The organism is Bradyrhizobium sp. USDA 3256 (genome assembly GCF_054058275.1).
In genome coordinates this window covers 1-26,941 of record NZ_JBSSAE010000001.1, presented here as the reverse complement: position 1 = coordinate 26,941, position 26,941 = coordinate 1, and the positions used below count along the sequence as shown (strand labels likewise).

22 protein-coding genes and 8 pseudogenes are annotated in these 26,941 nt (G+C 61.3%); 14 read left to right on the top strand and 16 right to left on the bottom strand.

Going from position 1 to position 26,941, the window contains the following annotated elements; translation table 11 throughout:
• Positions 1-554 precede the first annotated feature (554 nt).
• The 4 genes from ACVWY5_RS00150 (at position 555) to ACVWY5_RS00135 (ending at position 3,843) form a co-directional block, all read left to right on the top strand.
• Positions 555-1,022: a hypothetical protein gene (locus ACVWY5_RS00150; RefSeq protein ID WP_321177184.1), complete on the top strand. Its 468-nt coding sequence runs from the start codon at positions 555-557 to the stop codon at positions 1,020-1,022.
• Between the two features lie 383 nt (positions 1,023-1,405).
• On the top strand, positions 1,406-1,504 hold the full coding sequence (locus ACVWY5_RS00145; RefSeq protein WP_321177183.1) for a hypothetical protein: 99 nt from the start codon (positions 1,406-1,408) through the stop codon (positions 1,502-1,504).
• A 20-nt stretch (positions 1,505-1,524) separates the two neighbouring features.
• A complete protein-coding gene (locus ACVWY5_RS00140; RefSeq protein WP_028337913.1) occupies positions 1,525-1,794 on the top strand; it encodes a multicopper oxidase domain-containing protein in 270 nt (89 codons plus the stop codon).
• Positions 1,795-2,250: 456 nt separating this feature from the next.
• Positions 2,251-3,843 (top strand): ATP-binding protein, encoded by a 1,593-nt coding sequence (locus ACVWY5_RS00135; RefSeq protein ID WP_028337912.1) that lies wholly within the window; start codon positions 2,251-2,253, stop codon positions 3,841-3,843.
• A 754-nt stretch (positions 3,844-4,597) separates the two neighbouring features.
• On the opposite strand, the gene ACVWY5_RS00130 is transcribed toward ACVWY5_RS00135, so the two are convergent.
• Positions 4,598-4,771 carry a hypothetical protein gene (locus ACVWY5_RS00130; RefSeq protein WP_244486498.1) on the bottom strand — a complete coding sequence of 58 codons (174 nt, stop codon included), beginning with the start codon at positions 4,769-4,771 and terminating at the stop codon, positions 4,598-4,600.
• Between the two features lie 62 nt (positions 4,772-4,833).
• Between ACVWY5_RS00130 and ACVWY5_RS00125 the strand changes: the two are divergent.
• A pseudogene (locus ACVWY5_RS00125) lies at positions 4,834-5,126 on the top strand (transposase); the annotation flags it as partial.
• A 142-nt stretch (positions 5,127-5,268) separates the two neighbouring features.
• On the opposite strand, the gene ACVWY5_RS00120 reads toward ACVWY5_RS00125, so the two are convergent.
• The 3 genes from ACVWY5_RS00120 to ACVWY5_RS00110 are packed head-to-tail and all read right to left on the bottom strand — an operon-like array spanning position 5,269 to position 7,066.
• Entirely contained in the window at positions 5,269-6,357 is a 1,089-nt protein-coding gene (locus tag ACVWY5_RS00120) for a hypothetical protein (protein WP_028337911.1), read from the bottom strand.
• Complete coding sequence (locus ACVWY5_RS00115; protein WP_028337910.1) at positions 6,354-6,791, bottom strand: type II toxin-antitoxin system VapC family toxin; 438 nt, start codon at positions 6,789-6,791, stop codon at positions 6,354-6,356. The genes ACVWY5_RS00120 and ACVWY5_RS00115 overlap by 4 nt, the downstream gene beginning before the upstream one ends.
• Positions 6,788-7,066 carry a type II toxin-antitoxin system Phd/YefM family antitoxin gene (locus ACVWY5_RS00110; protein WP_028337909.1) on the bottom strand — a complete coding sequence of 93 codons (279 nt, stop codon included), beginning with the start codon at positions 7,064-7,066 and terminating at the stop codon, positions 6,788-6,790. The genes ACVWY5_RS00115 and ACVWY5_RS00110 overlap by 4 nt, the downstream gene beginning before the upstream one ends.
• 562 nt (positions 7,067-7,628) lie before the next feature.
• Here ACVWY5_RS00110 and ACVWY5_RS00105 point away from each other — a divergent pair.
• A pseudogene (locus tag ACVWY5_RS00105) lies at positions 7,629-8,659 on the top strand (IS110 family RNA-guided transposase).
• A 409-nt stretch (positions 8,660-9,068) separates the two neighbouring features.
• Here the strand turns inward: ACVWY5_RS00105 and ACVWY5_RS00100 are convergent.
• Positions 9,069-9,335, bottom strand: a complete 267-nt coding sequence (locus ACVWY5_RS00100; RefSeq protein WP_321177182.1) for a hypothetical protein — start codon at positions 9,333-9,335, stop codon at positions 9,069-9,071.
• Positions 9,336-9,848: 513 nt separating this feature from the next.
• On the opposite strand from ACVWY5_RS00100, the gene ACVWY5_RS00095 reads away from it, so the two are divergent.
• Positions 9,849-10,100 (top strand): transposase, encoded by a 252-nt coding sequence (locus ACVWY5_RS00095; RefSeq protein ID WP_456671617.1) that lies wholly within the window; start codon positions 9,849-9,851, stop codon positions 10,098-10,100.
• Between the two features lie 155 nt (positions 10,101-10,255).
• Positions 10,256-10,706 (top strand): annotated as a pseudogene (locus ACVWY5_RS00090) (transposase); the annotation flags it as partial.
• Between the two features lie 430 nt (positions 10,707-11,136).
• Here ACVWY5_RS00090 and ACVWY5_RS00085 read toward each other — a convergent pair.
• A pseudogene (locus tag ACVWY5_RS00085) lies at positions 11,137-11,883 on the bottom strand (IS110 family RNA-guided transposase); the annotation flags it as partial.
• A 73-nt stretch (positions 11,884-11,956) separates the two neighbouring features.
• On the opposite strand from ACVWY5_RS00085, the pseudogene ACVWY5_RS00080 reads away from it, so the two are divergent.
• Together ACVWY5_RS00080 and ACVWY5_RS00075 are read left to right on the top strand one after the other, a co-directional pair.
• Positions 11,957-12,397: pseudogene (locus tag ACVWY5_RS00080) on the top strand (ISNCY family transposase); the annotation flags it as partial.
• 240 nt (positions 12,398-12,637) lie between these two features.
• Positions 12,638-13,684 (top strand): annotated as a pseudogene (locus ACVWY5_RS00075) (IS110 family RNA-guided transposase).
• Positions 13,685-13,878: 194 nt separating this feature from the next.
• Here ACVWY5_RS00075 and ACVWY5_RS00070 read toward each other — a convergent pair.
• The 4 genes from ACVWY5_RS00070 to ACVWY5_RS00055 all read right to left on the bottom strand — a co-directional run bounded on the left by ACVWY5_RS00070 (position 13,879) and on the right by ACVWY5_RS00055 (position 17,801).
• On the bottom strand, positions 13,879-14,913 hold the full coding sequence (locus tag ACVWY5_RS00070; RefSeq protein WP_028337905.1) for a hypothetical protein: 1,035 nt from the start codon (positions 14,911-14,913) through the stop codon (positions 13,879-13,881).
• A complete protein-coding gene (locus ACVWY5_RS00065; RefSeq protein WP_321177181.1) occupies positions 14,910-16,586 on the bottom strand; it encodes a hypothetical protein in 1,677 nt (558 codons plus the stop codon). The genes ACVWY5_RS00070 and ACVWY5_RS00065 overlap by 4 nt, the downstream gene beginning before the upstream one ends.
• Before the next feature lie 472 nt (positions 16,587-17,058).
• On the bottom strand, positions 17,059-17,559 hold the full coding sequence (locus tag ACVWY5_RS00060) for a hypothetical protein (protein ID WP_028337903.1): 501 nt from the start codon (positions 17,557-17,559) through the stop codon (positions 17,059-17,061).
• Positions 17,556-17,801, bottom strand: a complete 246-nt coding sequence (locus ACVWY5_RS00055) for a hypothetical protein (RefSeq protein WP_028337902.1) — start codon at positions 17,799-17,801, stop codon at positions 17,556-17,558. The genes ACVWY5_RS00060 and ACVWY5_RS00055 overlap by 4 nt, the downstream gene beginning before the upstream one ends.
• 348 nt (positions 17,802-18,149) lie before the next feature.
• Between ACVWY5_RS00055 and ACVWY5_RS00050 the strand changes: the two genes are divergently transcribed.
• Positions 18,150-18,410: a helix-turn-helix domain-containing protein gene (locus tag ACVWY5_RS00050; protein WP_456671634.1), complete on the top strand. Its 261-nt coding sequence runs from the start codon at positions 18,150-18,152 to the stop codon at positions 18,408-18,410.
• A 49-nt stretch (positions 18,411-18,459) separates the two neighbouring features.
• On the opposite strand, the gene ACVWY5_RS00045 is transcribed toward ACVWY5_RS00050, so the two are convergent.
• The 4 genes and pseudogenes from ACVWY5_RS00045 to ACVWY5_RS00030 form a co-directional block, all read right to left on the bottom strand.
• Positions 18,460-18,798 (bottom strand): SLATT domain-containing protein, encoded by a 339-nt coding sequence (locus tag ACVWY5_RS00045; RefSeq protein ID WP_321177179.1) that lies wholly within the window; start codon positions 18,796-18,798, stop codon positions 18,460-18,462.
• A gap of 55 nt (positions 18,799-18,853) precedes the next feature.
• A pseudogene (locus ACVWY5_RS00040) lies at positions 18,854-19,108 on the bottom strand (hypothetical protein); the annotation flags it as partial.
• Positions 19,109-19,413: 305 nt separating this feature from the next.
• Positions 19,414-19,911: an SMODS domain-containing nucleotidyltransferase gene (locus ACVWY5_RS00035; protein WP_321177178.1), complete on the bottom strand. Its 498-nt coding sequence runs from the start codon at positions 19,909-19,911 to the stop codon at positions 19,414-19,416.
• A gap of 230 nt (positions 19,912-20,141) precedes the next feature.
• A complete protein-coding gene (locus tag ACVWY5_RS00030; protein ID WP_028337901.1) occupies positions 20,142-21,449 on the bottom strand; it encodes a DUF2130 domain-containing protein in 1,308 nt (435 codons plus the stop codon).
• A 304-nt stretch (positions 21,450-21,753) separates the two neighbouring features.
• Here ACVWY5_RS00030 and ACVWY5_RS00025 point away from each other — a divergent pair, with 304 nt between their 5' ends.
• Positions 21,754-22,551 (top strand): type IV toxin-antitoxin system AbiEi family antitoxin, encoded by a 798-nt coding sequence (locus ACVWY5_RS00025; RefSeq protein ID WP_028337900.1) that lies wholly within the window; start codon positions 21,754-21,756, stop codon positions 22,549-22,551.
• Positions 22,538-23,459: pseudogene (locus ACVWY5_RS00020) on the top strand (nucleotidyl transferase AbiEii/AbiGii toxin family protein). The gene ACVWY5_RS00025 and the pseudogene ACVWY5_RS00020 overlap by 14 nt, the downstream one beginning before the upstream one ends.
• Before the next feature lie 469 nt (positions 23,460-23,928).
• Here ACVWY5_RS00020 and ACVWY5_RS00015 read toward each other — a convergent pair.
• On the bottom strand, positions 23,929-24,273 hold the full coding sequence (locus ACVWY5_RS00015) for a hypothetical protein (RefSeq protein ID WP_456671616.1): 345 nt from the start codon (positions 24,271-24,273) through the stop codon (positions 23,929-23,931).
• Positions 24,273-25,364 carry an IS5 family transposase gene (locus tag ACVWY5_RS00010; protein ID WP_431016701.1) on the bottom strand — a complete coding sequence of 364 codons (1,092 nt, stop codon included), beginning with the start codon at positions 25,362-25,364 and terminating at the stop codon, positions 24,273-24,275. The genes ACVWY5_RS00015 and ACVWY5_RS00010 overlap by 1 nt, the downstream gene beginning before the upstream one ends.
• 258 nt (positions 25,365-25,622) lie before the next feature.
• Here ACVWY5_RS00010 and ACVWY5_RS00005 point away from each other — a divergent pair, with 258 nt between their 5' ends.
• On the top strand, positions 25,623-26,258 hold the full coding sequence (locus tag ACVWY5_RS00005) for a hypothetical protein (protein ID WP_028338002.1): 636 nt from the start codon (positions 25,623-25,625) through the stop codon (positions 26,256-26,258).
• Positions 26,259-26,941 lie beyond the last annotated feature (683 nt).

Genomic DNA, 26,941 nt, shown 5'->3' with positions numbered 1-26,941 from the left:
AGATCGGCCTTCAGTTCGTTCCCGTGCCCGTCAAGCCCAACGGGCCGGATGGCACCATACGGCCGGGCGCGGTCGAGATCGCATTCGTTAACATGTGATCCCGTGTCGGTTATGCATCCCGGAAGAACGTCATGGCGGACGGCTTGACGCGCCGGGTCGTCCATGGTCCCGCGTTTCTTGTCGCGATTCGGCCAGGGACAGGGCGCTCTGTGGAGAAGGACCTACTGCTCGCAAAGGTCGACAACCGGCGATCATCACGGCGAGGCGGGGTGTCTTCGCAAGCGCTGCCCCGAATACTCGGTTACAGACCATCGTCAGTTTCAGGAGCTAACGTCGACGGGACGCCGGTCGAAATCGTCGTTGATGGATGGATTGCAGGTGGCCGGGATCACGAGGTCGGCCGCTTCGGACCAACCGTACGCGGCAACGGAGAGGGCGCATCTCTGCGTATCGGAAATGTAGAGGGGTCCTGTAGCCGGACCGGATTACTGCTCCCGTTAAGAGGAGGATGCTCGATGGATCGACGTAGATTGTTGTTGAGCGCGGCGGGACTCTTGGTCGCGACGCCGGGGCTTGTCCAAGCCGCTTCGCCGCCTGCGGTCGGCGTATCGGTACTGGCCGGAAAATGGACCTACCGAAGCTTTCACAATCGTCCCGCGCTCGTAGACGGCGACTCGCAGAAAGCGTTGCGCTTGATCTTCGCGGAGGCCGTATTCACGTTCGAGATCAACGGGACTTCGCTGAAGGGCGCGCTCGATTGGCAAGGCGGGGGTCTCGATCTGCAGGGCACGATCCAGCCAGCCAACGGCCCGGTGCCTCTTTCCGTCGCCATCGTCGGCTCAGGCAGACCGAAGACCGACACAGACGGCTGGGAATACGATTACCGCGCCAACCTTGCGTATGAATGGCCCAACGGTGTCGGCCAAGTACCGGCGCTGGTCGGGACGGTCATCCGGGCGAAGCCGCATGAGGGCGGGCCCGCAGGATACGTCGCGTCCTTCATCGCGGTGAAGCAAACCTGATCGGCGATCGAATCCGGATAGGATCGCTCAAAGGGAAAATGCATATGCGTCGCAGACCATTGTTCTTATCCTCGGTCGTCGCTGGACGCTGTGTCACCGTCGGGCCCCTCGCGTTGCTCGCAGGTGCCGTTGCGGTTCTCGCCTCGCCTGATCCTGTCACTGCACAGTAGGACGCTCGGATAAGGCGGATCGTGACGCCACCACCCCAGATCGTTCAACAGGTCGTCGCGGACCCTCTGACGCAAACTGCGGCAACGGATCGCCGAGACAATTAGCGGCGATTGCGATAGCAAGCGATGGCCTGACGCGCGTCGGAGGACGGCTACCGCGCACGAGGATTCCAGGTCAACAGCGTCCCGTACGATCCCAATGGGCCGCCTCGCATGCTGACGCTGGGATCGGCAGACGAGTGGACCCTGACCGCTGGCGCGCCCCGGCACCCCTTCCATATCCACGTCAATCCATTTCAAATCAAATCGTAGCGATCCGCAATTCCTCAAACATGAACGTGAGCGTCGATGGCGAACCGGACGATCCACAATATGCTAACCTAAAGGGCGAATGGCGCGACACTTTGTTCGTCAAGGGCGGGTACACAATCATCACTCGATCGCGTTACCGTCGGTACATGGGCGATTTCGTCCTTCACTGTCACATCCTGGATCGCGAGGATCGGGGAATGATGCTGAACGTTCGGGTGGCGATCCCGGACGGAGCAGGTGGCGTCGCCACGGGCATCACTGAAGTGGTCAGCCCGATCCGACAATCATAAGGAGCCGCAATGACTGAGCTGAGCGAGCCGTCTCCGGACTCTCATTTGCGGCCTTTGAGCTGCCGATGTGGCCGGTCGAGCAGCCGCTCCTGCCGGTTGTTCAACACCGCGCTCGATTGCGTATTCTATGATGTACCGCTCCTGTGCGCCGCTTGTTCCGAGGGTGCTGCGATGCAGGTTGCCGGCAAAGGACCGCTCTCGCCGAGCGCCGATTTGAACGCGCTCAGTGACCGAGGAGGCGTTGCTCCCTATGGTCGCGACGACCGCTCACATGTCCAGGAATGCCGGAGGGTAGACAAATTCCTGGGATCATCTAATCGGGAGGCACACGACCTTGACGTCGCGGCGATCACCTCGGCGATTGCCTTCCATTCGTACCACGTCGATCATGATTTGATCGACGGATCGGATCGCCACTGCGCCTTTTTTGAGCTTTTTCCTGGAGTTTTTCCGGACATGTCGACGCTCGTCCCCCATGGCGCTTGCCTTCTGTGGCGGCCGGAGTTGATCTGGCTGAACGTCGTTTCCGACGCTTTTGTCGCTGGTGCCTTCTTTACGACCGCCTTTGTGCTTGCATTCTTCGTGTGGCGGCGGCGGCGTCAAGTGATGTTCGGGGGCGTGCTCTTGGCATTCGCTATCTTCGCCGCACTCTGCGGACTGGCCCGCCTGCTTTCGATCCTCACAATGTGGGCGCCGGCTTACGAAATTGAAGCCGTTACCAAGGTCTTGCTTGCGCCGGTCTCGCTTGCAATCACGCTGGCGCTGCTGCTGATGCTGCCGCGGATCCTGGTACTGCCGACGCGTATCCAACTAACTGAAGCCTATGCGGCGCTTGAGGAGGAGGCGAAGCAGCGCCGCAAGGCCGAGGCCATGGTGAAGCGCTTTCAGGAGATCGAGGCCCACGAGGCCCAGATCCGGCAAGCGCAGAAGATGGAGGCTATCGGCCAGCTCACCGGCGGCGTCGCGCACGACTTCAACAACATCCTGACCGTAATCACCGGAACAATCGAAATCCTCGGCGACGCAGTCAAAGATCGCCCACATCTCGCCCAGATTGCCAATCTGATCAACTCTGCAGCCGCAAGGGGAGCCGACCTGACCAAGCATTTGCTGGCCTTCAGCCGCCGGCAACCACTGCAGCCTCGCTCGACCGACGTCAACGAGCTGGTGGTCGATGCTGCGCGTCTGTTGCGTCCAACGCTGGGCGAAGACATCGAAATCGAATCGATGCTGGCGCACGATCTCGCACCGGCCCTGATCGATCCCAGCCAGCTCTCGACGGCGATCCTCAACCTCGCCCTGAATGCGCGCGACGCCATGCCCGCCGGCGGCAAGCTGACGTTGGAAACCAGGAATGCTGTGCTCGACGAGAATTATGCGCGCCTCAATGCCGAGGTCAGACCGGGTCAATATGTCATGCTGGCCGTGAGCGATACGGGAGTCGGAATGCCCGGCAACATACTCGACAAGGTGTTTGAGCCATTCTTCACGACCAAGGACGTAGGGAAGGGATCCGGGCTAGGCTTGAGCATGGTCTACGGCTTCGTCAAGCAGTCGGATGGCCATATCAAGATTTGTAGCGAACAGGGTTACGGCACGTCTGTGAAGCTCTATCTGCCGCAGGCCGCGGGGCCCCCGCAGGCACCGGCCGTTGATGCCGGTGTGTCGGGAAGCGAAGGAGGCGACGAATCTATCCTGCTGGTCGAGGACGACGTGCTGGTCCGCGAATATGTCGTGACGCAGATCAGCCGCTTCGGCTATCACACGCTGGCCGCCCGCGATGCCGCCGAGGCGCTGGCCATCATTGACCGGGGCGAACGCATTGATCTCCTGTTCACCGACGTGATGCTCTCGGGCGGGATGAACGGCCGTCAGTTGGCGACCGAAGCGCTCAAGCGGCGCCCCGCGCTCAAGGTACTCTATACCTCCGGTTATACGGAGAACGCGCTCGTCCATCATGGCCGGCTCGACCCCGGCGTGCTGCTCTTGCCGAAGCCTTACATCAGCGCCGATCTCGCGCGGATGCTCAGGATCGCGCTGACGTCGTGAGCAGGTAGGGCAGGTTTATCTAGGGCGGATGAGCTGGGGCATATTCGGATCAAGTTGCGCGGTATCCTGCGGCGACGAGATGGCTTAGACATTCATCCGGACGTGAACGTATGGGCCGCCCCGCTGCAAGCGTCATGATGGATCGTTTGAACAGTCTACACAGACGTATCCGGTATGTCGGCCTCTGGCCACTGCGAAGATGGAGACCGGCCAGATCGTGGACAAAGGTGGCGGCGGAGAGCGGCGAGTCGACCTCCCGCCCAGTCTTGTAGCGCGAGCATTCGATTCCAACCAAGGATCGCCTCCGCTGATGGCCTGGTCGATCGTGGGGGACGTCGATCGGCCCCCTCGGGCCACAGCCTCTCGTTCCAGGATTCGTAGCCCAACTTGTCGGCCTGACTGATCAGCCTCTCGCCCTCAGCACGCGTCCTGTGCGTCCTGCGAATCGAACCATCCTAGGCTCGACAGGGAACCGGCCGCTTACACGCGCTACAACAATGTCGACGTGCCGAAGGAGCATTTGCTCGGCCCTCAGGGCGGCGGATTTATCGTCGCCCAACCGAGTTATCGCGGCCGGCTGGTTCGAGAACGCCTTTGATCGAGCTCGATACGCTTACGATGAAGTTGAGCGACTTCCAGCCGAGCTTGGTCACCTTGCGGATCGCTTGGGCACCAAGTTGCCATGGTGAAGAGCGTATCCGCTCCGGAGTCCTTCAGCGTAACGATCTCGGAATCTACCGTCGGGTTCGAGGTTTCATAAGTGACTTTCCTTGACGATAATGGTCGATGCTTTTTCGCCGAGCCCGTCTTTGAGGCCCTTCACATAGTCGTTGCCGGCGTCATCTCTGGGAAAAAAGCGCCAAGTGTTCGCCGTCAGGGCCTGTGAGACAAACAGGGGGAATTTGCGGAGGGAGGATTTCTGGTTCATCGTAGCCACCAGGAGCGAAGACGAAACAGAAATCCGGACCGGCCAAAGCGTCGGCAGACCAAGTGCTAAAGGACATTCGGCGCCAGACCCGCCGTATTCGGCGGAAGAGAAGATCCGCATCGTGCTGGAAGGATCGCGCGGCGAGGAGAACATCTCCAAGCTTTGTCGCCGAGAAGGCATTGCCGCCTCGATGTATTACGGCTGGTCCAAGGAGTTTCTCGAGGCCGGCAAGCGCCGCCTGGCCGGCGACACGGCACGAGCTGCGACCTCCGGCAAGGTCAAGGACCTCCGCCGGGAGGCCGGCGCCTTGAAGGAGGCCGTCGCCGATCTGACCCTGGAGAACCGTCTGCTCAAATAAAGGCCGCGCGCTGCGGGAATGGCTTCGAGCGCGCCGACATCAAGAAGGGGCGGAGAGCGCATCGAGCTGCAGCCCACACCGAGTTTCGGGGGCGGAGACCAGCGCGCGAGAGGTGACGTCGTCCATCGGCAGCGCTCCGTCAGAAGCCGTAGGTTCGATCGGCCCAGCGCAGCAGGACGCGGGCGTCGGGGTCGGGCAGGCGCACGCGCTGGGCCTTCAGGCCTTCAGCGATCGCGTGCCCGACATCGGGATCGACCCAGTGGCCATGGGTCATCAGGAAGAACCAGCCGAAGGGCAGGCCGACCTCGCGGTCCACGGCCTCGATCCGGTCCATCAGCGCGTGCACCGAAACGTCCCCCGTTGTGAGCAGCCGCTCTTTCGGGGGCTTCAGCGGTCGGGGAATGAAGCCGACTTCGCGCTCGCTCTTGTGGGTATAATCGCGGGCATCGAGGGCCCAATGCGCGAAGACGTGCTGCGGTCCGGCGCTCGATTCCTCCCAGTCCCGGAAGAACCGCAGTTCGCGCGGCACAAAGTCGAAAAAGTCCGGGACCGCCTCCAGAAACGACGTCTCGCGCGTTCCTTGGGGCCCGACTTCGCGGATCACGCGCTGCTCCAACTCGGGCCGCTTGGCCTCCCGCTTCTCGCGCTCGACGCGGCCACAGCGATCGAGGAAACTGCGGACGTGGATCACCGCGCCGCCGGCGCGATCGAGCAGGCGATAGAGCGGACCGGCGAGGCGATCGGAGTCAGGGAGCTGGTCGGTGCGAGGCCAGCTCGGATCGAGCAGTTCCTCCTTGCCATACGGGCGGCAGTTGGGATTGACGATCGGGCCGGCGCGCCACTCGATCTCGCGGCCGAGCGCTATCTGAACGTAATCGGCGACACCCGGCCCCGTCGGCGCCGACACGAAGACGCTGGTGCCGCGCCATTCGGTGATCTGAAGATCGATCTCCTTCAACCGCTCCCAGACCGCCGTCACATCGCCATTTTCCTTGGCCAGTTCGGCAATCATCCACGGCCGCAATTCGCCAAGCCGCGTGCCGTCGGGACGCAGAACCGATCGGGTGTCGCGCCAGTAATCGTCATCGATCGGCGCGATGCCGAACGCGAAGCCTGGAAAGGCTATCGTCAAGGCTGGGATCAGGTCCGCGTCGGCGGACGCCGGACCGAGGCCAGCCAGGACGGTTTCGAGCGAAGCGGCGTCCGGGAGGCGGGCAGCGACGGTCATCCCAGCGCTCCTTCATCGGTCCAGGGGTTCAAAAGCGGCACACCCAGCGGCGCAAAATCCTTGGTGTTGCGAGTCGCGAGTACGAGCTCCCGGTCGAGAGCAGTAGCCGCAAAAAAACCGTCCATGACCGAGAGCGCAAAGCCGCTCTGTCGGGCTTGCGCCATCAGATCACCCCAGCGCCCGGCGATCGCCGGGTCGATCGACAGAATCCGCCCGGCGAAGCGCGCCGGCAGATCCTCCGCGAGCCAGGCGGAAAGCGCCTCGCGACGGCGGCCGTCGTCCATCAGGGCAATACCGCGCCGGAGTTCGGCGATCGACGCAACGCTGATGAAGGCCCGGTCCTCGTCGATTGTATCAAGCCACGCGAGCACTTTCGGATCGGGCGCCGGCCGGCGAACCTCCGACAGCACGTTGGTATCGAGCAGGACATTCATAGATCAAGGTCGCGCGGCTGATCGCGAACCCGCTCGAGATCGAGATCGGCATCACGCAGCGGCGAGGCCATCAGGAATTCGGCGAGCGTGCCCTTGCGGTCGGTCTTGCGCGCCCATTCCTCGGCGGAGACGATGACGACACTGGGCTTGCCGTGGCGGGTAATGATCTGCGGATCGGTCTGGGCGCGTTCGATCACCTCGGAGAGGCGCGCCTTGGCGCCAGCCACGGTCCAATGGTCGGTTTCGGGCGCAGGGGTCTTTCGGGAGGCTGTCACGATCCGCTCCTATGACTATAGTGACCAGCGTGACTATAAGCTGGATCGCAGCGTTTTTCAACAGGTACCGAGTGGGGCGCCGTTCCGCTAATATCGGGGAGCGAACGGAAGGAACTGTCATGTCACGCGAAACAAACCAAGACGCCGCCGGCGGCGGCTAATGAGGCCCGGCGCGGTCGGCCGGAACCAGCGGGCTCGTGCTCCTGGCGGAGATCACGTCCTGTTCGGGGCCGTTGAGCGCGGGGTTGAGGTTGGGATGCCGTCGGCGCAGTTCGTCCGGCACGCCGATCACGCGGATGCCGGGTGCAGCCTTCAGGATCGGAATGATCTCGGCGTCCCCCAGTAGGGGGCGAGCGGATCGGATCCGTCCCCGCCCCCTGGCCCTTTCTTCTGGGATGGCGGACGCGCATCGCCCTCGATCCGATACGCACTCGCTTTCGAGAAACCCGCCTTGGCACCGATCACCAGATGAGATGGGATGGTTGCCACTCTCCCCAGACGGGCATCGTAATGTGCCAAGAACGTGGTGTTTGAACCACGAAGCGGAGAGGACGGCAAATTGATGGATACGGTGATCGGAGTGGATCTGGCAAAGAACGTGTTTCACCTCCACGGGGCATCAATGGCGGGGCACTTGAAGTTTTGAAAGAAGCTGTCACGGCTCCAGTTTCGGAAGTTCATGGCGGAGCCCACCCTCGGCAGTGGTGATGATGGAAGCCTGTGGCAGCGCCCACTATTGGGCGCGGGAGATGGTCAAACTCGGCCATGAAGTGAAACTGATCGCGCCGCAATATGTGAAGCCTTTTGTGAAACGCCAGAAGAACGACGCGGCTGATGCCGAAGCAATCGTGATCGCGGCACAGCGCCCCGAGATGCGCTTCGTCGAGCCGAAATCGGAAGAACAGCAGGCTAGAGCAGTCAGTGCTCTTTCGGGCTCGGAAGCGCTTGTTCATCAGCGCACTGATCTGGCGAATGCATTGCGTGCTGTTTTCTACGAATTCGGCCATATCGTCCCACAAGGAATCGAACAGCTTAAACGCCTCGAGGCGATCCTCGAGGACTCGAATAGCGATCTGCCCGAGCTCTAGTCCGCGAGGAATATGGAGTCTCATTGACCAGATCGCCTACAAGACGGAGCGGATCGATGCCAAGACAGAGCTGCTCAAGAAGTTGGCGGCGCGGACCGGCACGGCGCAGCGGCTGCAAACAATGCCGGGTGTCGGTCCTCTGACCGCGCTGGCGATCGAGGCTTTCGCACCCGACATGACGAGCTTCAAACGTGGCCGAGACTTCGCGGCTTGGTTGGGCCTGGTCCCTCGGCAACATTCCTCAGGGGGAAAGGAGAGGCTCGGACGAGTTTCGAGGGAAGGACAGGCGGACATTCGTCAGTTGCTTATCGTTGGGGCGATGTCGCGGCTGAACAGGCTGGGACGCAAGTCGATCCCTAGCGGATCCTGGCTGGCGCAGCTGCTGGCGAGGAAGCCGCGCATGCTCGTGGCGATCGCCTTGGCGAACAAGATGGCTCGGACGATTTGGGCCATGCTCACCCGGAAGGAGGATTATCGGAACCCGACGCAGGCAATGACGGCATGATCGCATGATCTCCACAAGGGCGACGGAGAAGGAAGCGCGGGTAGAGGGAGGTCCACCCGCGCAGGCTTGACGCTCACAAAGTGCAGCGCGAACGTATGAGCAGCCAAGCCCGTACGTCTCCCGGCAACTCGCGTGCCAGATGATCATGATGCCACGCGCTCGGCTGATCATCGCGCCGTCAGAAAAAGCGCACGGACGGCGGGGGCCGCCGACCGTGCGAGTTGCGATGCGCGGCTTAGCCCTCAGGAGGTCAGTTAATAAGAGACCAAGCCATGCATGGCTAAGCAACCCGCGTGCCAGAAGATCGGAAAGAGGAGGGGAAGCAAATTGCGCGCTATCACAGCACGCCAGCTAACTGCGCGTGCAGCCTCCGGACATGCATGTCGTCTGAACGAGATCGAATGTGCCCCTAATCGCGCCGAGGCCGCACAGTGATCGGATCAATCTCGTCATCATGCACAACGATGAGCTCTCCGGGCTCCAAGCCCAAAGTTTGCAGCATCCCATCTTCGAGCGGGCAGTTGACCATTGCGGCCTTCGCGCCGCTATCTTTCAAGGCTAGCTTCACGGCTTTCCTTTGGTCCGCGACTGCGACCGCGTAAGTTATGTGCCTGTGCTCGTCGTCGTCCTCGTCGCCGTCTTCCTTGATGGCGACCGTCACTAACCAACCATCCATCTTGCTGCGCTCCGGGAAGCATCGCCTGAGAAGTCGGTCACCTCATTGCATGAAGGTTGCGGCCGCAAGGATTGCCAGCGAAGCCAGTCCCAGCAAAATGACGCAAGCTATGTACGGGAGGTCGCCGCGCACTACACAGCTCCAGCACTACACGGAGCGTGCATTCCAACACAAACCAGCGATCTATGCTCCGCAACCTGACACGGAAATACAAGGCCCGCAGCTACCAGCTTGCGTAGTATCGGTCACACGGGTCAGCGATCCATTTGCTGGCGCACCACTAGCTAACCAAGCCATCGAACGAAGAGGACTTCGGGCACGTCGGTTTTAGATCCATTGCGCGCTGGACAAGCTCTGCGACATAGGCCATGCCCTTTGCCATAATCACCCCGTATTCGGCGAGATGACCACGCAAAGCGTTGATCGTCTGGGTCCGCTGCCGGTGAAATGGACCCGGATTTTGGGACACCGTGCTTAGTTGGAAGGGACTGCTCCGTTTGATAGACGGAGCGCATGATGATGACGAAGACGAGACGCAAGATCGACGCGGCATTGAAGGCAAAGATCGCGCTGGAAGCGGTGCGGGAGCAGGCGACGGCGGCCGATCTGGCCCAGCGCTATGAGGTTCATCCGAACCAGATTTATGCTTGGAAAAAGCAACTGCTGGACCAGGCGGTCCGGCCTTTGACGCGAGTGTCGGGCGGGAGAGCGAGGACGCGCGAGAACGTGAGATCGAGAAGCTGCACGCCAAGATTGGACAACTGACAGTCGAGCGCGATTATCCGGAAGATGAGCACGCCGGATCGTCGAGGAATGCTCGATCGCGCCGACATGGCGCTGTCGATCCGCCGGCAATGCATGTTGCTTGGCATCGCGCGCTCTGGGGTCTACCGGCCGCCACGGCCGGCCAACGACAACGACCCTGCCCTGATACGGCGATCGACGAGCTGCTCACCGCCTGGCCGTTCCTGGGCTCGCGGCAAGACCGCGATGCTGAAGGCTGAGGGGCTTCAGGTCAATCGCAAGCGCGTGCAGCGGTTGATGCGCAAGATGGGCATCGCGGCGCTGGGACCAAGGCCGAACACGACGAGGCCAGCGCTGGGCCACAAGATCTATCCCTATCTGTTGCGCAGCTTGACGATCGACCGGCCAAACCAGGTATGGGCGGCCGACATCACGTACCTACCCCTAGGCCGCGGCTTTCTTTATCTCGTCGCCATCATCGACTGGGCGAGCCGTGCGGTTCTGGCGTGGCGGTTGTCGAATACGATGGAGGTCTCGTTCTGCGTGACGGCTCTGGAAGAGGCGCTGGCGAAGTACGGCACGCCGGAGATTTTCAACACCGACCAGGGGACATCTATCTCAAGGGCTAAGCCGACGGCCGCGAGGCTAAGGCAGAGATCGCGAGTTGGATCGCCTTCTACAACGATCGTCGCCTTTATCAGTCCATCGGCTATCGCACGCCGATGCCGGTCTGGCGCGAACGGATGCAGGCCGCGAAGGCTGTGGACATGGTGGACAACGCTGACGCGTCGACCACATGCCCATCTGTGGACGCCACCGGGATGCAAGAAGAATCGTTCGTCAAGCGCTGCGCTGTAGTCGGGTGCTGACATCTGTCCGGCCTTTAATGCGACCGTCATTTGTCGCGGGCCCGTATGGGAGTTCGCGGATCAGGTCCAAATCACAGCGGCGTGGATGGCACTTCGGCAGGTACTGGTTTTCCCAGCCCCGTCTCTCGACTGTTGCGCCATACCTTCCGTTTGACCTTCCTACATCTCGACGACCTCTGACCGGACGGCTATGCCGCCACAGCCGGAGCTTTATAGACCCCACCGTTGGCCATCAGAGCCCAGACGACGCGGGCCATCTTGTTGGCAAGAGCGGTGGCTACCAGCATAGGTGGCTTGCGGGCAATCATGCGCCCGAGCCACGATGACGGTGAAGTGCCTCGTCGCCGTGCCTGCTGCACGACCGCAGTCGCGCCGATGATAAGTAACCGTCGCAACGGTCGCTCCCCCATTTTCGACGTCGCACCCAGCTTCTGTTTGCCGCCCGTGGACCGTTGCAACGGGGTCAACCCCAGCCATGCGGCGATGTCGCGTCCGCACCGGAAGCTTCCGGCGGCAGGCGCAAGGGCAAGCAACGCCGTCGCCGTCATTGGTCCTACGCCTGGGATTGTCATCAAACGGCGGGCATCTTTTTCTTTTCGGGCGCGACGGGTGATCTCGCTGTCGAGTTTCTTGATCTGCATTTCCAGCGTCCCCATCGTCTTGATCAATATGTCGAGTACGAACCGTGCCGCTTCGGGCACATTGGTTTTTGGATCCATTGCACGCTCGACAAGCTCTCCGACATGAGCCGTGCCCTTTGCCATGATCACCCCGTATTCGGCGAGATGACCACGCAAAGCATTGATCGCCTGGATCCGCTGCCGGATCAGCAGGTCGCGGGTCCGAAACACCACCGCGCTCGCTTGCTGCTCTTCACTCTTGACGGGAACGAAACGCATGGTCGGCCCCTGCGCTGCTTCACAGATCGCCTCTGCTCGGTGTTGTTGTTTGAGCTGTGTCTGGTTCACGACATCGATGCCTCAAGTCGAACAGTAAAACTCCTCTATTCTCGATCCGGTCGCGTTGTTGCGCGACATCCGCGACGTGCAAGAGTGCCTCGCGGCCCTCGCCGACTCTCAACCAATCGGCCATCCAGCTGCGGCATCGCAATCGATCGATCGTTTCCTGGCAAGTCTTCGCACTGCCTGGAGGGATGGAGCCATGCGACCGACGGATCGGCCACTCGTAAAGGCGAAAAGAGGCAGGCGTCGTCCCGACCCGCTCATCCGGGCAACGCCCGATTTGCGAAAATGGTTTGAAGCCGAGCCCTGGCGGACTGGCAGCGAACTGCTCTCCCGTTTGCAGATGGAATATCCTGGAACCTATCCGAACAACCTTCTTCGAACACTTCAACGACGGCTTAAATCCTGGCGAAGTGAGCAAGCAAACGCGTTGCTGTTCACGCCAATGGAAACGCTGCCAGGGCGTACGGTCCCGACAACTCAATAATGTGGCGGCTGCCAGCGGAGGAGGCCGGGCGCTCCGAAACCCCGGCCATCTCCGCACCCGGCCTCCTCCTCAATCCAGGCAGGAGCAAAATAAATGAGCCAACCGATCGCGCCCGGGAGCATCGATACATGAGGCAATACGCGCTCTCATCCTGATTGATGTGGTGGAACGGCCCGCTCCGACAGCATCATCGTGCTAAAACGTGGTCGTTATTCGAACGCCACAAGGAAGGACCGTTCCATGAAACAGATTAGCACCATCGGGTTGGATTTGGCGAAGCACATTTTTCAAGTACACGGCGCGGGTGGCGATGGCTCACCGGTGTTCAACCGGAGACTTCGGCGCAGCGAAGTTCTACGTTTCTTCGAGAAGCTGCCACCATGCCTGGTGGGGATGGAAGCCTGCGGCAGCGCCCATTATTGGGCGCGCGAGATTGTGCAACTTTCGGTCATCAAGTGCGGCTGCTTCCGCCGGCTTATGTCAAACCGTTCGTGAAGCGCGGCAAGACGGATGCGGCGGATGCCGAGGCCATCAGCGAGGCCGTGACTCGCAAGACCATGCGCTTCGTTCCTATCAGAACGGCTGAGCAACAAGCCGCAATGATGGTCCTGAAGAGTCGCGCACTTCTGGTGAAACAGCAAACGCAGACGATCAACGCCCTACGCTCGCATCTCGCCGAGTTGGGCATCATTGCCGCCGCTGGCCGGACAAAGGTCGAGGCGTTGGTTGCAATCGTACGGGATGTAGCAGTTGTCCGCTTGCCTGCGGCAGCGCGCGTCGCCCTGACGGCAGTTGCCGATCAGATCGAGGCCCAGGCGGACCAGATTGACAAGCTCGAGCGAGCTATTGTTGCCGCGGCAAAGACCGGCAAGGACATGTGCCGACTGACTACGATCCCCGGCATTGGAGCCATTACAGCGGCGACCATCAAGGCGCTGGTGCCAGATCCCGGCGGCTTCAAATCCGCTCGTCACTTTGCTGCCTGGCTGGGACTGACGCCACGACAGCATTCGAGTGGGGGCAAGGAGCGGATGGGGCGCATCTCGAAGATGGGAAACCCCGAACTTCGGAGCCTCCTCGTTCTTGGGGCGACATCCGTCCTGCGAATTGCCCGGAAGGCCGATCGGGCGCGGCCCTGGTTGAAGGCGCTGCTCGCCAGACGTCCGTACAAGGTGGCAGCGGTCGCGCTGGCCAACAAGACAGCGCGAATTGCTTGGGCGCTCTTGAATAAGGCTAGGGATTTACCGGTGTCCGGAGACGCTGGCGACGACTACGGCTGCCGCTTGATGAATACAGCGGCTGTCAAAGAGATCTGACCGGCGCGGGCCGGCAGAGGGCAAAGAGCAATAACAGGCGATGAACCCACGGGACGAAATCCCGGCATGAGTGAGGCTGGCGCGACAATGCGCTCCAAGCGCGTCTGATTGATTTAGCCCCTTGTGTCGCGGACTTCATCGAGGCCAGCGGTCATGCGCCGCGCTTTACAGGCCGTATACATGACCGCACCGCAGCAGTTTTGACAGCTGCGTCAAGAGCCATTGATCGTCGATCTGGCGGCGCACGCACCATTGCCCGAGCGCCCCCAGTTCGGTGCGAAACGGTTCGGGATCGGGTGCAGCGATTGCTGCCGCCAACCTGCGATCCCAATAGGACAATCCGCGGCTGCGCATCTCATCAGGCAGCGAGGCGCTCGGAAGATCCAGCTGAGTGCCAAGGTACCACATCGCGTAGCGCCTCATGGACGTTGAGGCCTCGTGCCAGAATTGCTCGAGCAGATCGTTCGGCAGGCCGCCCCACAGATGCAGGATGACGAGGTGCTGGCAGAGGCTGTCCTGACGGAAGTCGCGGCCAGAATGCTTCTCAGGAGCGCTGGAACGAGCGATCTCTTCCGCATAGCAGTCGTGCAGATCGGGAACCACGTCCTTCAGCACGCGCTGACCAAATCCGAGATAGGACAGCCACGCCGCCTGCCGCAGGGCGTCGTCATCTGCGGGAAAGAGAAGTTTCATCCGCGGCATGAGCCAATCCTCGCCGAAATACAGCAGATGGCGGAGGTGCGATCCCATGATGGCGTACGGGATGCGTCCGTTCGCCGAGCGATCGGCCAGTTCGGTCTCCAGGATAGTTCGAATTTCGGGAAAATTGGACAGCGTCTGCCGCGGGAAGGTCCCAAACGCGCTTGACGGATCCTTGCTCAACCAGAACATCAGGAAGATACAAAGCTCGACGGCCAATCCCCGCAATGTGCCCTGGGCGGCAAAGAATGGCTCTTTCGCGAAGCGCTGCTCGAAATCAGTCATTTCAGGCTGTCGTGGGGCCGTGTTCGCGATCGAGAGCACCAGGAGACGAACGTCGGAGGCATGCTCAAACCCGATACCGCCGGCTCCGCGCCGCAATCCGGACGCGAGCGTCTCACACGCGGCCCGGCAGGCCCACACCCAGTCGCGGTCGTCGCCATCATCGACGGAGTTGGGATCGATCGCCTGATTGAGCTGTCCGAAGACATGGCCAATCAACTTGAGCAGGTTGCCCCACTGGAAGACCTGAGCGTTGTTGCGGCGTTCTGAAGACCTTCAAGCGTGCGCCGAACGTAGATTGGTCGCAGGCCGATCAATCGCTCTGCACCCGCGGCGTAAGCTCGGGGATCGTTGTCGACCGCGTTACGCAACTCCTGCGCCAGTGCCGTCACGGTCTGCCGTTTTGGCCCTGAATCAGGACGCCACGATTTCAGGAACGCGGCGATCTCCTCTACCGGCCTTGACGCGAAGTCCGCACCCGTCAGTGGGCTGACCTCCTCGGGAAACATTCGCTGCCGCCAAGCGTCGGGGTCTCCGACCTCGCCGACGATCTGGTTCAGTGCCTCCTGACGTTCGGTTGGCAAAACGGCCCGCCATTTCCAGACCGCATCCCGGATGACTGACGCGTCAAAGATACGTTCGTTCTCGGCCGTTGGGGGCGCCTTTGTCTGTTCCTCGAACCGCACCTTCCACGCAGCGCGATATTTGGAGGGGATGCTGTCGACGACGGCTAGGATGGCCTGCTGCTTCTCGCCGGCGAGCGAAGGGAACCATGCGCGTGCCAGTGCGGCATATTCGTGCTGGGCCCAGGACGCCTCGATCAAGTTAGGATCGAGCAAATATGTTTCCGTCAACTCGCGAGCAGCTGCAGGGTTTTGCGCCAGCACATGTAACGCGATGCGGACAAAAATCTTCGAGCTGGAAGAACTCAAGAGCGCGATGACGGGCCGCATCTCGCCTGGATTGCCGGCGACGAGCGCATCAGCTGATCGGCGAACAGCGCTCAAAAGCGCATCATAGATGTCGTGCGTCGCTTGATTGTCGCTCGCAATCGGTTCGGACGATTGATAACCCCATGCGTCTCGATCTGTGATGCGTATGGCCTGCACCAGCAATTCGACGAATAGCCCCAGCGCGTCTTCGCCGCACGCTTTGGTCAGCGGGCCGACCATCGACGGCAGATCATGCTCGTACATGTGGTGACCATAGAGGCTGGCGATCCCGCCATTCTGGTCCCAGATCTGGAGCAGGGCGCGTGCGACATCTAGGGCCGCCGCCTTCTGCTCAGCATCAGCCAGCTTCGCCAGGAGTTTTTTTGGCGCCTGAAGAAAGAACGACCCGTTCTCGCGGCCCAGCCAACCGACCGCCAGATTGGCAAGCTGCGCCGATTCATCGGTAGGGAGGGCCGCCAAGATCTCCAGGCCGTTCTCGTGGATATCGGGATGAAGGGACGAGGCGACGTTCCTCAAAGCTTCCGCAACCCCCTTTCGTGTCGCGGCATCGTCCGAGCCGGCCATTCTCAGCAGGTAGTTTCCAGCGGGCCATTGGCGAAAGCGCATCCCATCGCCATTCGCACCGGACGAATCCGCAAGCGGCCCGCCCAAGAGACGCTCTCTTGCAAGATGCGGGAGCCAATCGCCAGTCTGAAGCCTTTCGAAGAAATGCGCCTGGAGAGGTAGCGCGCCCGGAATTTCGCTTGCGAACAGGGAAACGGCGTGTGAGCGGTTTGGCATGGCGGCCAACTCTTCCACGCGTTGCATCAGGGCGACATAGCGACCTTGCAGGGCAACTGCGACGCCCTGTATCACCGTGCGGCTGTTGATATTGCGAGCGGAAGTCGTCGTCGACCTCGAGCGCGTGATGAAACGAGCGCTGGTGAGCCTTGCCGGCACTGTCGGAAAGCAAGATCCAGCACTTTGCGACGTCACCGTCGGGCGCAAGGCCCAGACGGGCTACGATTTTGCGGATCTGGTTCTTATGATTGAGCCGCGGTCCAAGTGCCTTCACGGCACGTTGAATCGCGGACTCGTCGAACCCCTGTTCGATCAGGCCTTGCCGCGCCCTCTCGATCTGGTCGGCCGATTTGGCGTCTTCGGCCCCCTTGGCGTCCATGGGGACTTCGAGGACATGACGAAGCAACGAATCGAGTTCCCGAAGCGCGTGAGCGGCAATGGGTCTTGCGACCCGCAAACCGCTTGCGCCGGCCGCGAGGCGGCAAAAATCGGTGTAACGGTCCGCGATGGCACTCCCGAACAGGCGCTGAAGCAGAGCCGAGGTATGCCGCTGCTCGGGCGAAAGATCGAACGCGTTGACAGGTGTTTCCAACATGGCAGGCCGATGGTGAGTGATGTTTTGCTGCGCCCCTCAGACGATCACGAGCCCCGGCTGCTTGCGGTCGACTTCGACGAGCAGGTCGCGAATGTCCCGGACGCTGATCTTGACCGTGACCGAACTTCGCGAGAAGGGGCGGCGCCGGGCCGTGCGCCAACACGCCGTGACATGGATGAGTTGATCCGCCGCCTCGTCCTCGATCCGCGTTTTCAGGATCCTGATCTCGGCCTTTTCGCCGGGTGAGAGCACGGCGATCGGCCTTTCATGATCGGCGCCGCGGACCTGCTGGACTGCCCCGCGCACAGTGTCCTTGAGTGTCGGGCCTTCCGAGAAGACGAGGAGCGGCGGCGATGCCTCGATGGTCTCGACGATAACGGTCTCGTCGCGGGTATTGAAGACGTGCAGCTCGATGCCGCCGCTGGTGGTGTCGAAGTTGAGCCGCGGCGACTTTCCGATCACGCGGTCGTAGATCGTCTTCGTCGCCGAGGCGGCGCCGGGCAGGAGTTTGGAGAGGCCAAGCCACTCGCCGATCACACCGCGTCTCCGGACAGAGCCCGGATTGCGGCCTCCTCGATGTTGCAGGCCGCATCAATCAGTTGGCAGAGTGGTTGCGAACCGTCGTCGAGATCTTCCGCCGCATCGAGGCAGGCCCTTGCCGCCGATAACCGGTCGAGCCATGGAGGCGGGACATCCGTCGAGGCCGGCGAGGCCAGCATCTTGTTGAGTTCGGCGCGCGGCGGAATACCGGCCGCAACGATATCGGATCGATGCATCATGTCGGGACGCCAGGTCGTATGGCCCGGTTGGGACCACAACATATCCGATTCGCGCTGGGAGAGGCCGGTGGGGGGGCCGGATCTTGAAGATGACCTTGACCGGGCCAGCGAACGTGCGGGGAGCCCGAAATCCGGCCGCGGCGCCTGGAGGGGCCGGCCAGCCCGGCGCTGCGCGCCGAGCCTGCCTTCGGGACTGCCGCCGCCTCGAAGCGACCGGAAAATCGGCGCACAGGATACGCCGAAAGGGATTTCATACGATATAGCTTCCGAATGCATCATCCTGCCGGATGAGGGCCTGGAAACCGGCATACACCCAGCGATTGCTCGCGCGGAACGTGGGAACGCCGACTGCTGAAATCGTGGTCGCAGTACGATCTGGCCGATGAGACACGCCTGCGTCAGGCGCTGATCAGTCAGATCGAAGCCGGCAAGGCGAATCCCACCCTGTTGTCGCTGCACAAGATCGCCTCGGCTCTCGGCATCCACGTTGCCGAGCTCGTGCTGCCGCAAGGTGCCGCGCTCGCGCAATCGACCAAACCGGCCGCGCGGGCCCGCGCGAAGGCCGCCAAGACGGGGCGGGGCCGTCCGTTGAAACCGCTGTCACGTTGACCGATCAGACCGCCTCCTGGTGACGGGCCCCGCATCCACGCGGGCGTTGTCATGCGTTTGGCCCGCGGTCCTTGACGCTCCGTTTGAGCGGGGCCGGCAGGAAGGCGTCGATCTCGGCGTCGGTAAACGTCAGGTCTTCCTTGTTCTTCAGCGCGTCCTGCGCCTTTCCATAGGCCTTGCCGTCGGTGTGGGGCGCGATGCGATAGATCTTGTGCAGCTGGGCCTGCAGATCATCGCGGCGCTGCCGCAGCTCGGCCAGCGAGAGTGAGGGATCGCGGATGTCGGCGAGCAGGCTGAGATAAGCCTCGCGGATGTTCCAGATGTCGGAGGCGGCCTCGCGATGCTTCTGCGCGACTTCGCCTGGATCGATGTCCTTGAACGTAGCCATTGATGAAGAACAGGGCGAAGGCGAGCACGGCCGTCGCGTAAGGAAAGTAGTGCGAGCTCGGATCGAAGATGACGCCGACGGCGCCGACCGTGGTCAGTCCGGACAGCACGATCTGGCCGAGCTTGATGCGCGTGAGGCGGGCGGCATAGCCCTCGGCCATCTTCTCGTGGGTCTTGTGGGTGTAGGCGCAGCGGCCAAAGCTCTCCCGGACCTGGCTTTCGAAGGCGAGGCGCTCAGCTTCAGCCTGGATAGAGGGAGCCGAATACTTCTCGCCACTTCTGTCGGCGGGACCATTGGTGGTTGTCGTCATTGTACTGGATCGCCTCCGTCGAACGCAGATACGCCTCCTTGCCTTGTATTCGAACACGCCCTTGCGGTGCACGTGCGAGCCGCTGCCGGGCGCGCGCCAGACGGTCTGGTTCTGGTCCTGTTTCGACAGATAGTCGAAGAAGTCGCGCGCCATGAAATCGTGATAGAAGAACGACTTGTCGCGGTGCGCATAGGTTTCAATGAACTGATAGGCCAGCGTGTCGATCAGCATACCGCTGATCGGGACCGCGCAGTGGCGCGCCCAGACCCGCATCATCCGGCCGAGATATTTCAGATTTTTGTTGGTCAGCGCGCTGCGGCTGTCGATTGCGGCGATCTCGGCTCGCAGTCCCTCCAACTGCCGCCATTGTTGGCGTTCGGATAGGTCCAGCTGTTGCTGCTATTCTCGAAGGCCGGCAACACCTCGAAGGTTACATTGTCATCGAACGAAATCACGACCACCTGGCCATCGCCAAAACTCTCCGAGGTACGATAGGTCTTCTGGATCGAGCGCTTGACAGCCTGGAGCAGGGCGGACTGCCCATTGCCCTGATGGTTGTTGTACTGATGATAGACGCTATTGGGCAGAATGAAGCCAATGTCGAGGTCGCTGAGGCCCCTGGCGGCGGTGTCGCGGCCGTAGGAGCCGACATAGAGGCTGTGGGCGGTGTCGGAATTGGTGTTCCAGAAATCGGTGTTGAGCTGACGGGTGATGCGCTTGTAGCGATACGAGATCGACGTGATCAGCTCGGTGGTGATCTGGTAGTTGTCCTTGAATTTTTGAAAGTCTTCCCCGATGCCCATGAATGCCCTTGGTCGTAATGGTCTTGGCAGTGGTTTGGCCCATTGCCGGTCCATGTGGGGAGGGGTTTTGCCCAGGCAAGCGTGCGTTGTGCCGCTGTCCACAAGTTTGACCTGCCATCGAATCCTTGCGGCGAGAGGTGGATCCAGGGATGGTGCGAGTTGGTTTGGCGTCCCGGCAATGCGGGATGGTCGCGGGGGACGATGCGGCTGACGAGACGCAGCGCCGCAACCTAGCTCGCTCTCCGTTCGGACTCGGTCGAAGATTCAAGTAGCGGCACTTCGAGGCTCGGTATCTCCGGCATGGCCTTGCCGGCGATCGCCTGCAGGTCGCCGACCATGCCGACCGTCGACTCCACGACGGCCAGGATCTGCGTCTCCCGCTTGGCCCACTGACGGCCCATGAACTTGCGCTCCTTGTCGAGATCCTCACGCATGTCGTTGAACTTCTCGACCACCGCTTCGACGCGCTGGCGGAACTTTGTGCCGGTCAGGTAGTGATAAACTTGCTCCATTTTGGTCTGCTGACCCTGCTGGACGAGGCGCGAGCTGCCCACATCGATCAGACCCTGGCGGAGCGCCACGGCGACCGGCAATGCGCAACGCGGATGAGCCACCCATACGACGTCGACCAAGTCAAATTGCTCGATATGCTTCGGCAGCACATGGGAGATGATCAGAGCGATATCGGCGCCGGAACGACGCTGGTCATCACGCAATTTAGCGAGCCACCCGTCACTCCATGCCTTGGTGCGCTTGGTTTCCCAAAGGATCATGCCGGCAGATTGGCCAATAGCACCATTCACCTGTTGAATAACGTCCGCCCCAAGCTCACCTTTGCCAACCGGCTCAATTGAATCGGTTGGAAAACGCCCGCGCAGAAGCTCTTCGAGCTCGAGCTCGAGAACCTCCCCTTGAGATTGCTGTGATCCCTGCTCGGCCTTGCGCTTAAGTTCCTCGATCGTGCGTGTCATCGACTCGATGGTCTGGTCTTTCTCGGCAACGCGCAAGCGCGCAGCATCGTTGGCTTCCTGTCTGGCCTTGATCTGGATTTCACTGATTGAAGCCTGCACGCGCCTCTCTATTGTCAGGTCGAGTTCGCGCTTTTCCTCTTCGAGGGCCCGCTGCTGCCGCATCAGTTCGGCCTGCTGCTTTTGGGCGTCGGCAAGCTTTGCGTTGTTGGTAAACAGGGTGGCGCGCAGCTCCGCTGCTTCCGTTTCTTTCGCCTGCAGCTCGGCTGCGGCCGCCTCTCGCGCCTTCTTGCTTTCGGCCGCGACCAGCTGGGCACGTTCGGCGGTCAATCGCTTCGCAACGTGGTCCTCGATTTGCTCGCGGTCCTTAGCGACCTGCTCGCGTTCCAGCCGCAGTGCCTCGGTCTTACGCTCCATCTCTGCATCTTTGCTAGCCAGCTGCTGTTGAAAGCGCTGACGGGTTTCAGCGAGGAGGGGAGCGGCCAACGACTCCGTCAGCCGGATCTCGTGATTGCAGTTGGGGCAATGTAGGGTCGCCTCGTGCGAAGCGCTGGTTGCTTTGAAACTCATGAACTCCCCATCATCCCTGCAACCGGATTCAACATGATCTGCGCGCGATTGCGATGTCGCTCGGCTTAATGTCCACATACGCGTAGTCGATTTCGACTGCGCCGGCGGGGTTTTCCACCGACACGTCGAGTTTGCGCGAGCTGCCTCGCAGAGGTAATTCTAGAGTAGAACAAAATGGGAACATAGTGTCAATTTCAACGCCCGAGACCAGTTTATTTTGCGACGATTTTACTTAGTCTGGCTGCGTCAAATCGACAGGACTTAAACCTTGGATTTGGTTTGAAGAAGTGCTAATTTACTTAGTATGGCTGAGCAAAACGACAGAAAGCTAAACAAGCTCGAAAGGACCCTCCCGCAGGGACTTCTGGTCGATGCCGCCTGGATGGAACGGCATGGATATTCCACCAGCCTGCGCAGCCAATACGTGTCGGCTGGCTGGCTGGTTCAGCCAGCGCGGGGAACCTTCAAGCGCCCGCTCGGCGAACTTTCCTGGCAGGGCGTCGTCGTTTCACTTCAGCGACTGCTCGGCTCCGACCTCGTCGTCGGCGGACGCACCGCCATCGAAGCGCAGGGCCTCGGCCACTACTTGAGCCAGACGGGTCCTTCGACCGTACATCTATATGGAACGCGGTCTGCTCCCGGCTGGCTCGGCAAACTCCCGCTCAAACAGAAATTCCGCGTTCACCGCACGCAAACTCTATTCACAACACACGGGAGCCTGACCGGATCAAAGTCGGGAACGACGCGGGAAATACCGGGACCATTCGAATGGCCTCTCACGGTATCGACGCCCGAACGTGCGTTCCTCGAACTGCTTGACGAATTGCCCCGCCACGAAAGCTTCCATCAGGTCGATGCACTGGCGGAAGGCTTGAGGAGCCTGAGTCCCCGGCGGCTGCAAATGCTTCTGAACGACTGCAAAAGCGTCAAGGTCAAACGACTATTCTTCTGGTTCGCGGAGCGACATCAGCACGCCTGGCTCAAACAGATCGACAAGTCGAAAGTCAATCTCGGCACGGGAAAGCGCATGCTCGTCAAGGGCGGCAAACTCGATACCAAATACCTCATAACCATCCCAGACGACCTCAATGCCCCTGTCTGAAAAATATCGGCATCAAGTGACCTTGTTGATCGAGACGATCCCGTTCGTCGCCGCGGAGCCCGATTTTGCGCTCAAGGGTGGCACCGCCATCAATCTCTTCCACCGAGATATGCCGCGCCTATCGGTCGATATCGACCTGACATATCTGCCGGTGGCTCCGCGTCCCCAATCTCTTGCCGCGATCGATGCGGCGATGAGGCGCATGGCGGCGGCGATCAGGAAAGGATTGCCGGGCGCACGGGTGACGGATGTCGTCAACGCCCGTGAAAAGATCGTCACCAAGCTGACCGTCCAGAAAGGCGACGCGCAGATCAAGATCGAGGTCACGCCGGTGATCAGGGGCTGCGTCTTCGAGCCGGAGCTGCGCGACGTGTCGCCGAGCGTCGAAGAGACGTTCGGCTTCGCACAGATGAAAGTCGTTTCATTCGCCGATCTATACGCCGGCAAGCTTGTCGCGGCGCTCGACCGGCAGCATCCGCGGGATCTCTTCGATGTCCGCGATCTGCTCGCCAACGAGGGGCATCACGGACGATCTACGCAAGGCGTTCATCGTCTACCTCATTAGCCATGACAGGCCGATTTCCGAGGTCGTGGTTCCTCGACGCAAGGACATCCAGCACGAATTCACGCACGGCTTTGAGGGCATGACCGCCGATGAAGTGACCCTGGACGAGTTGCTCAAAACCCGGGAAACGCTGATCGCCGAAATCGCGGGAAAAATGCCGCAAGCTCACAAGGACTTCCTCTTGGGGTTTAAGCGCGGCGAGCCGGATTGGAACCCGCTAGGCGTCCCTGACGCAGCGGACCTGCCGGCAGTGCGCTGGAAGCAGATCAATCTGGACAAGCTTCCTGCCGAGCACAGGGCGAAGCTCGTCGCGCAGCTCGAGAAGGTCTTGCGCAATGCCTGAGGTCGGAGGAGGGGATCTCAGTCGAGCACGCACGTAGCAACTTGTTGAGAGAATTTTTTGGGGTACGCCCGCCACCCAGCGAGCCCAGAGCTTGCGGGCTTCAGCTCAGCCGCCTATCGAACAGTGGACGCGCCTACCTATGCGTGCCGTACAGGTTTCCAGTGCTTGGATTTCGGTAGGAGCCGCCTTTATGAGAAGAGCCCGATCCGCCGATGTAAGTCCCGCCGTGGCTGGAGGTATGATGGCCTCCACCATACGACACGCGGCCGCCAAAATGGCTACCACCTCGCGCTGCGGCAAAACCAGTCGACGTGAGCAGCGCAATCGCAAGAACAATAACCGTCTTCAAATCCATTCTCCCAAAATAAATGCTCATCGCACGACGGCAGTCTTGCTCGATGCCGCCCGGATCCCAACACGGAACTCATTCGTGTGCACACGACTAAGGTCTAGCAGGCTGTTGAAGAACTCAGCCGCGTTCGCAAACGAAGCCTGAATCGTCGCCATTGTGGATGTAGAAGTGGCCAACGAGCCTGCCAGCAGTGCCGATCATAACCCACCCGCGACCGCAGACGGGGTCATTCTCGTCGTGCCCTTCCCATGAGAACTCCGCGCAGGCCGAACCGTCTCGCGCGCCGTAGCGGACGTCGAGAAAGCCCTTTAGCGCACCGAAGGCAATTTCACCGTCGGACTTACCCTGGAAGGTGAGATGCGCCTCTTCGACAAGATCGAGGAAGTCGCTGTCCCAGTTGTCCATGTCGGCGATGCGCCAGCGGTCGGCAAAGGCCTTGGCGAAGCCAGGCACCTTGGCCATCAGGCGTCCTCCGCTATCAGCTTGGGCAGCCGCACCAGATTGTAGGCGGCAGAAGCGAAGGTAAAGGCCCATGCGACGCGATCACGGCCCCGGAAGCAGGTCTTTTCTTGCCCGGCGACCGTCTTGATCCAGCCGAATGCCTCCTCGATGCGCTTGCGGATGCGCTGGCTGACGGCATAGCCGCTGTGCCGGGTCGTTCGCCCGTCGATCGCGGAGCTGCGGCCGCTGGTGTTCTGCGCAACATGCGGCGTCACGTTCATCGAGCGCAGCTCGTTGACGAAGTCTTCTGCATCATAGGCTTTGTCGGCGCCAAGTGTGATCGCTGTCGGCCGGTCGGCACGCGGCTCGATCATGTGCAGCGCGGCCACCCGTTCGGCATGGCCGTTCGCCAGCGTCAGGCAGGCGTCGACCAGCAGGCCGTGGCGGTTCTCCATCAGCCCATGCCCGATGAAGCACAGCTTCGTCTCCTTGCCTTTACCCTTGCGGTACAGCCTGGCATCGGGATCGGTGGTCGAAGCATGGGTGTCGTTGGAGCGTTTCTGGCCGTGGAAGTCCGCTTCAGCATTGCGCCCGCCGCCTGGCGCCGGCGGCTCGCCAGAGCCGTCCTTCGGCTTCACGCTCTTCATCGAGGCCCAGGCCTCGATCAGCGTGCCATCGACCGAGAAGTGATCGCTCGACAGGAGCTTCGTCACCTTGGGCTGCGCCAGCACCGCCGCCAGGAACTTGGCCGCGATGTCGCCTTCCAGCAGCCGGTCGCGGTTCTTCGAGAACACAGAATGGTCCCAGACTGCGTCGTCGATACCGATTCCGACGAACCACCGGAACAGCAGATCGTATTCCAGCCGCTCCATCAGAAGCCGCTCCGAGCGGATCGAATAAAACGCCTGCAACAGCATCGCCCGCAGCAGCTTCTCCGGCGGGATCGACGGCCGTCCGATCGGCGAATAAAGCGCGGCAAACTCGCGCTCCAGCGCCGACAGCCCCTCGTTCACAATCGTCCGGATCGCTCGCAGCGGATGATCACGCCGCACCCGCGCCTCCAGATCAACATAGCTGAACAGCTCGCCCGTTCGATTGTCGCCGCCGCGCACGCATGATCTCCGAATCCCGTCGGAGCCAATGAATCACGGTCACGGGTCCACGGCGAACGCCTTTTTCAACAGCCTGCTAGGGATGTAAATTCTCTCCCTTTGTTGATCTCTCCCTATGGTTGCGCTTGAGTCTCCGCGGGTCTGAGGAGTCTATCATGCGTAAATGGGGGGTCGTGGCGCTATGCCGCGTTGGGCGGCTGCGTAACCAATGCCGAGACGGTTCAGTTTCGGGCGTCCAATCCACAACAACAGGCGCTGATGCGCGACGGGCAGCCGGCTTTGGTCTCGCGTCAGAAGAGCTCGCTCGTCCTTGTGCGTCCGGCTTCGCGGCAGGTCCGTGCCAACGGACGGCCCGTCTTCGTCGTCGCGATCAATAATCTCGGCAAGGGCCCGATCGATTTTCGCGTTGCACAAGTCGAAGCGACACAGCATGTCGCCGGCTCCGACTACGGCATGCAGGTCGTGACCTATGAGATGCTTGTCCAGGAGGAGAAGAACCGACAGGTCGCCGCCGCGATCTTCACGGGGCTCGCCGCCGCGGGAAATGCCTACAGCGCTTCCCAAGCCGGTTATGGCCACTACACGACCGCGGGCGGCCGCACGGGGACCTTCTACAGCCCGACGGCGGCGGCGATCGCCCAAGGTAATGCGGCCGCGCAGAATGACGCCATGATCGCGGCCACTGTGGAGACAGGGCAGCGCAACATGGCCGTCCTCGAGCAGTCTGTCATCAAGGACAATACGCTCATGCCGGGCGAATGGTATGGCGGCCAGTTGCATCTGGCGCCCCCCGTTGCCAGTGAGGGCGGAGGTCAAAAGACCTATACCATCGTCATCACGGTCGGCGCCGATCGACACGTGATCGATATCGCGCAAGGTCCGGCAGGAGCCTAACAGTGATGGCGATAACGCCCTAGGAAAACGGTGCAGCTATGCGAGGAGGTACTGTAGCCCTCCTTATGGGGCTGACGGCCCTCGGAGCCTATGCGCTGGGACGGCAGGATGCCGGACCAGGGCGACCGTCCAATGTGACGGTGCAAGCACCGGCTGCCACTGTCGCGCCGGTCGCATCGAAGCCTTGGCCGTTAGTCGCAAGCCCAACCGCAACGCCGGCGCCTCCGAGCCCAGCACTGGCGTCGTCAACTTCCGTGGCGCCATCGCCGTCCGCGCCGCCGAGATCGAACGCCGCAAATCCAACGCCCCAGCCCAATACCGAGCGCAAGGTCGAAGCTGTACTGACGGCCGCAGCCATTGCCGCCCTGCTCATCAAGGCAAGCCGCGACCAATATCATGCAACGGGCCGACCTTGCGCCTGTCCTGATGATACGATGCGAAACGGCAGAGCTTGTGGCGGACGAAGCGCCTACGCGCGACCAGGCGGCGCGGCTCCCCTTTGCTATCCGCACGATATCACCAGCGCCATGATCGAAGATTATCGCAAAAGAGCCGTCCGCTAGAGATCGCATGAGGGGGAGCGAATGCAGATTCTGAAATGGAAGTTAATCCTAACGGCGATATTGCTGTGCCTATGCGCGTCGTCAGGAGCGAAAGCGGCTTGCGACCAGCGCGCGGCAAAG

Excerpts from the sequence above, each read along its gene's own strand:
- ACVWY5_RS00145 (WP_321177183.1), top strand. The coding sequence starts at position 1,406 with ATGCTGACGCTGGGATCGGCAGACGAGTGGACCCTGACCGCTGGCGCG.
- ACVWY5_RS00140 (WP_028337913.1), top strand. The coding sequence starts at position 1,525 with ATGAACGTGAGCGTCGATGGCGAACCGGACGATCCACAATATGCTAAC.
- ACVWY5_RS00135 (WP_028337912.1), top strand. The coding sequence starts at position 2,251 with ATGTCGACGCTCGTCCCCCATGGCGCTTGCCTTCTGTGGCGGCCGGAG.
- ACVWY5_RS00130 (WP_244486498.1), bottom strand. The coding sequence starts at position 4,771 with ATGAACCAGAAATCCTCCCTCCGCAAATTCCCCCTGTTTGTCTCACAG.
- ACVWY5_RS00120 (WP_028337911.1), bottom strand. The coding sequence starts at position 6,357 with ATGACCGTCGCTGCCCGCCTCCCGGACGCCGCTTCGCTCGAAACCGTC.
- ACVWY5_RS00115 (WP_028337910.1), bottom strand. The coding sequence starts at position 6,791 with ATGAATGTCCTGCTCGATACCAACGTGCTGTCGGAGGTTCGCCGGCCG.
- ACVWY5_RS00100 (WP_321177182.1), bottom strand. The coding sequence starts at position 9,335 with ATGGATGGTTGGTTAGTGACGGTCGCCATCAAGGAAGACGGCGACGAG.
- ACVWY5_RS00095 (WP_456671617.1), top strand. The coding sequence starts at position 9,849 with ATGATGATGACGAAGACGAGACGCAAGATCGACGCGGCATTGAAGGCA.
- ACVWY5_RS00055 (WP_028337902.1), bottom strand. The coding sequence starts at position 17,801 with ATGATGCATCGATCCGATATCGTTGCGGCCGGTATTCCGCCGCGCGCC.
- ACVWY5_RS00045 (WP_321177179.1), bottom strand. The coding sequence starts at position 18,798 with ATGGCTACGTTCAAGGACATCGATCCAGGCGAAGTCGCGCAGAAGCAT.
- ACVWY5_RS00035 (WP_321177178.1), bottom strand. The coding sequence starts at position 19,911 with ATGGGCATCGGGGAAGACTTTCAAAAATTCAAGGACAACTACCAGATC.
- ACVWY5_RS00030 (WP_028337901.1), bottom strand. The coding sequence starts at position 21,449 with ATGAGTTTCAAAGCAACCAGCGCTTCGCACGAGGCGACCCTACATTGC.
- ACVWY5_RS00025 (WP_028337900.1), top strand. The coding sequence starts at position 21,754 with ATGGCTGAGCAAAACGACAGAAAGCTAAACAAGCTCGAAAGGACCCTC.
- ACVWY5_RS00015 (WP_456671616.1), bottom strand. The coding sequence starts at position 24,273 with ATGGCCAAGGTGCCTGGCTTCGCCAAGGCCTTTGCCGACCGCTGGCGC.
- ACVWY5_RS00005 (WP_028338002.1), top strand. The coding sequence starts at position 25,623 with ATGCGCGACGGGCAGCCGGCTTTGGTCTCGCGTCAGAAGAGCTCGCTC.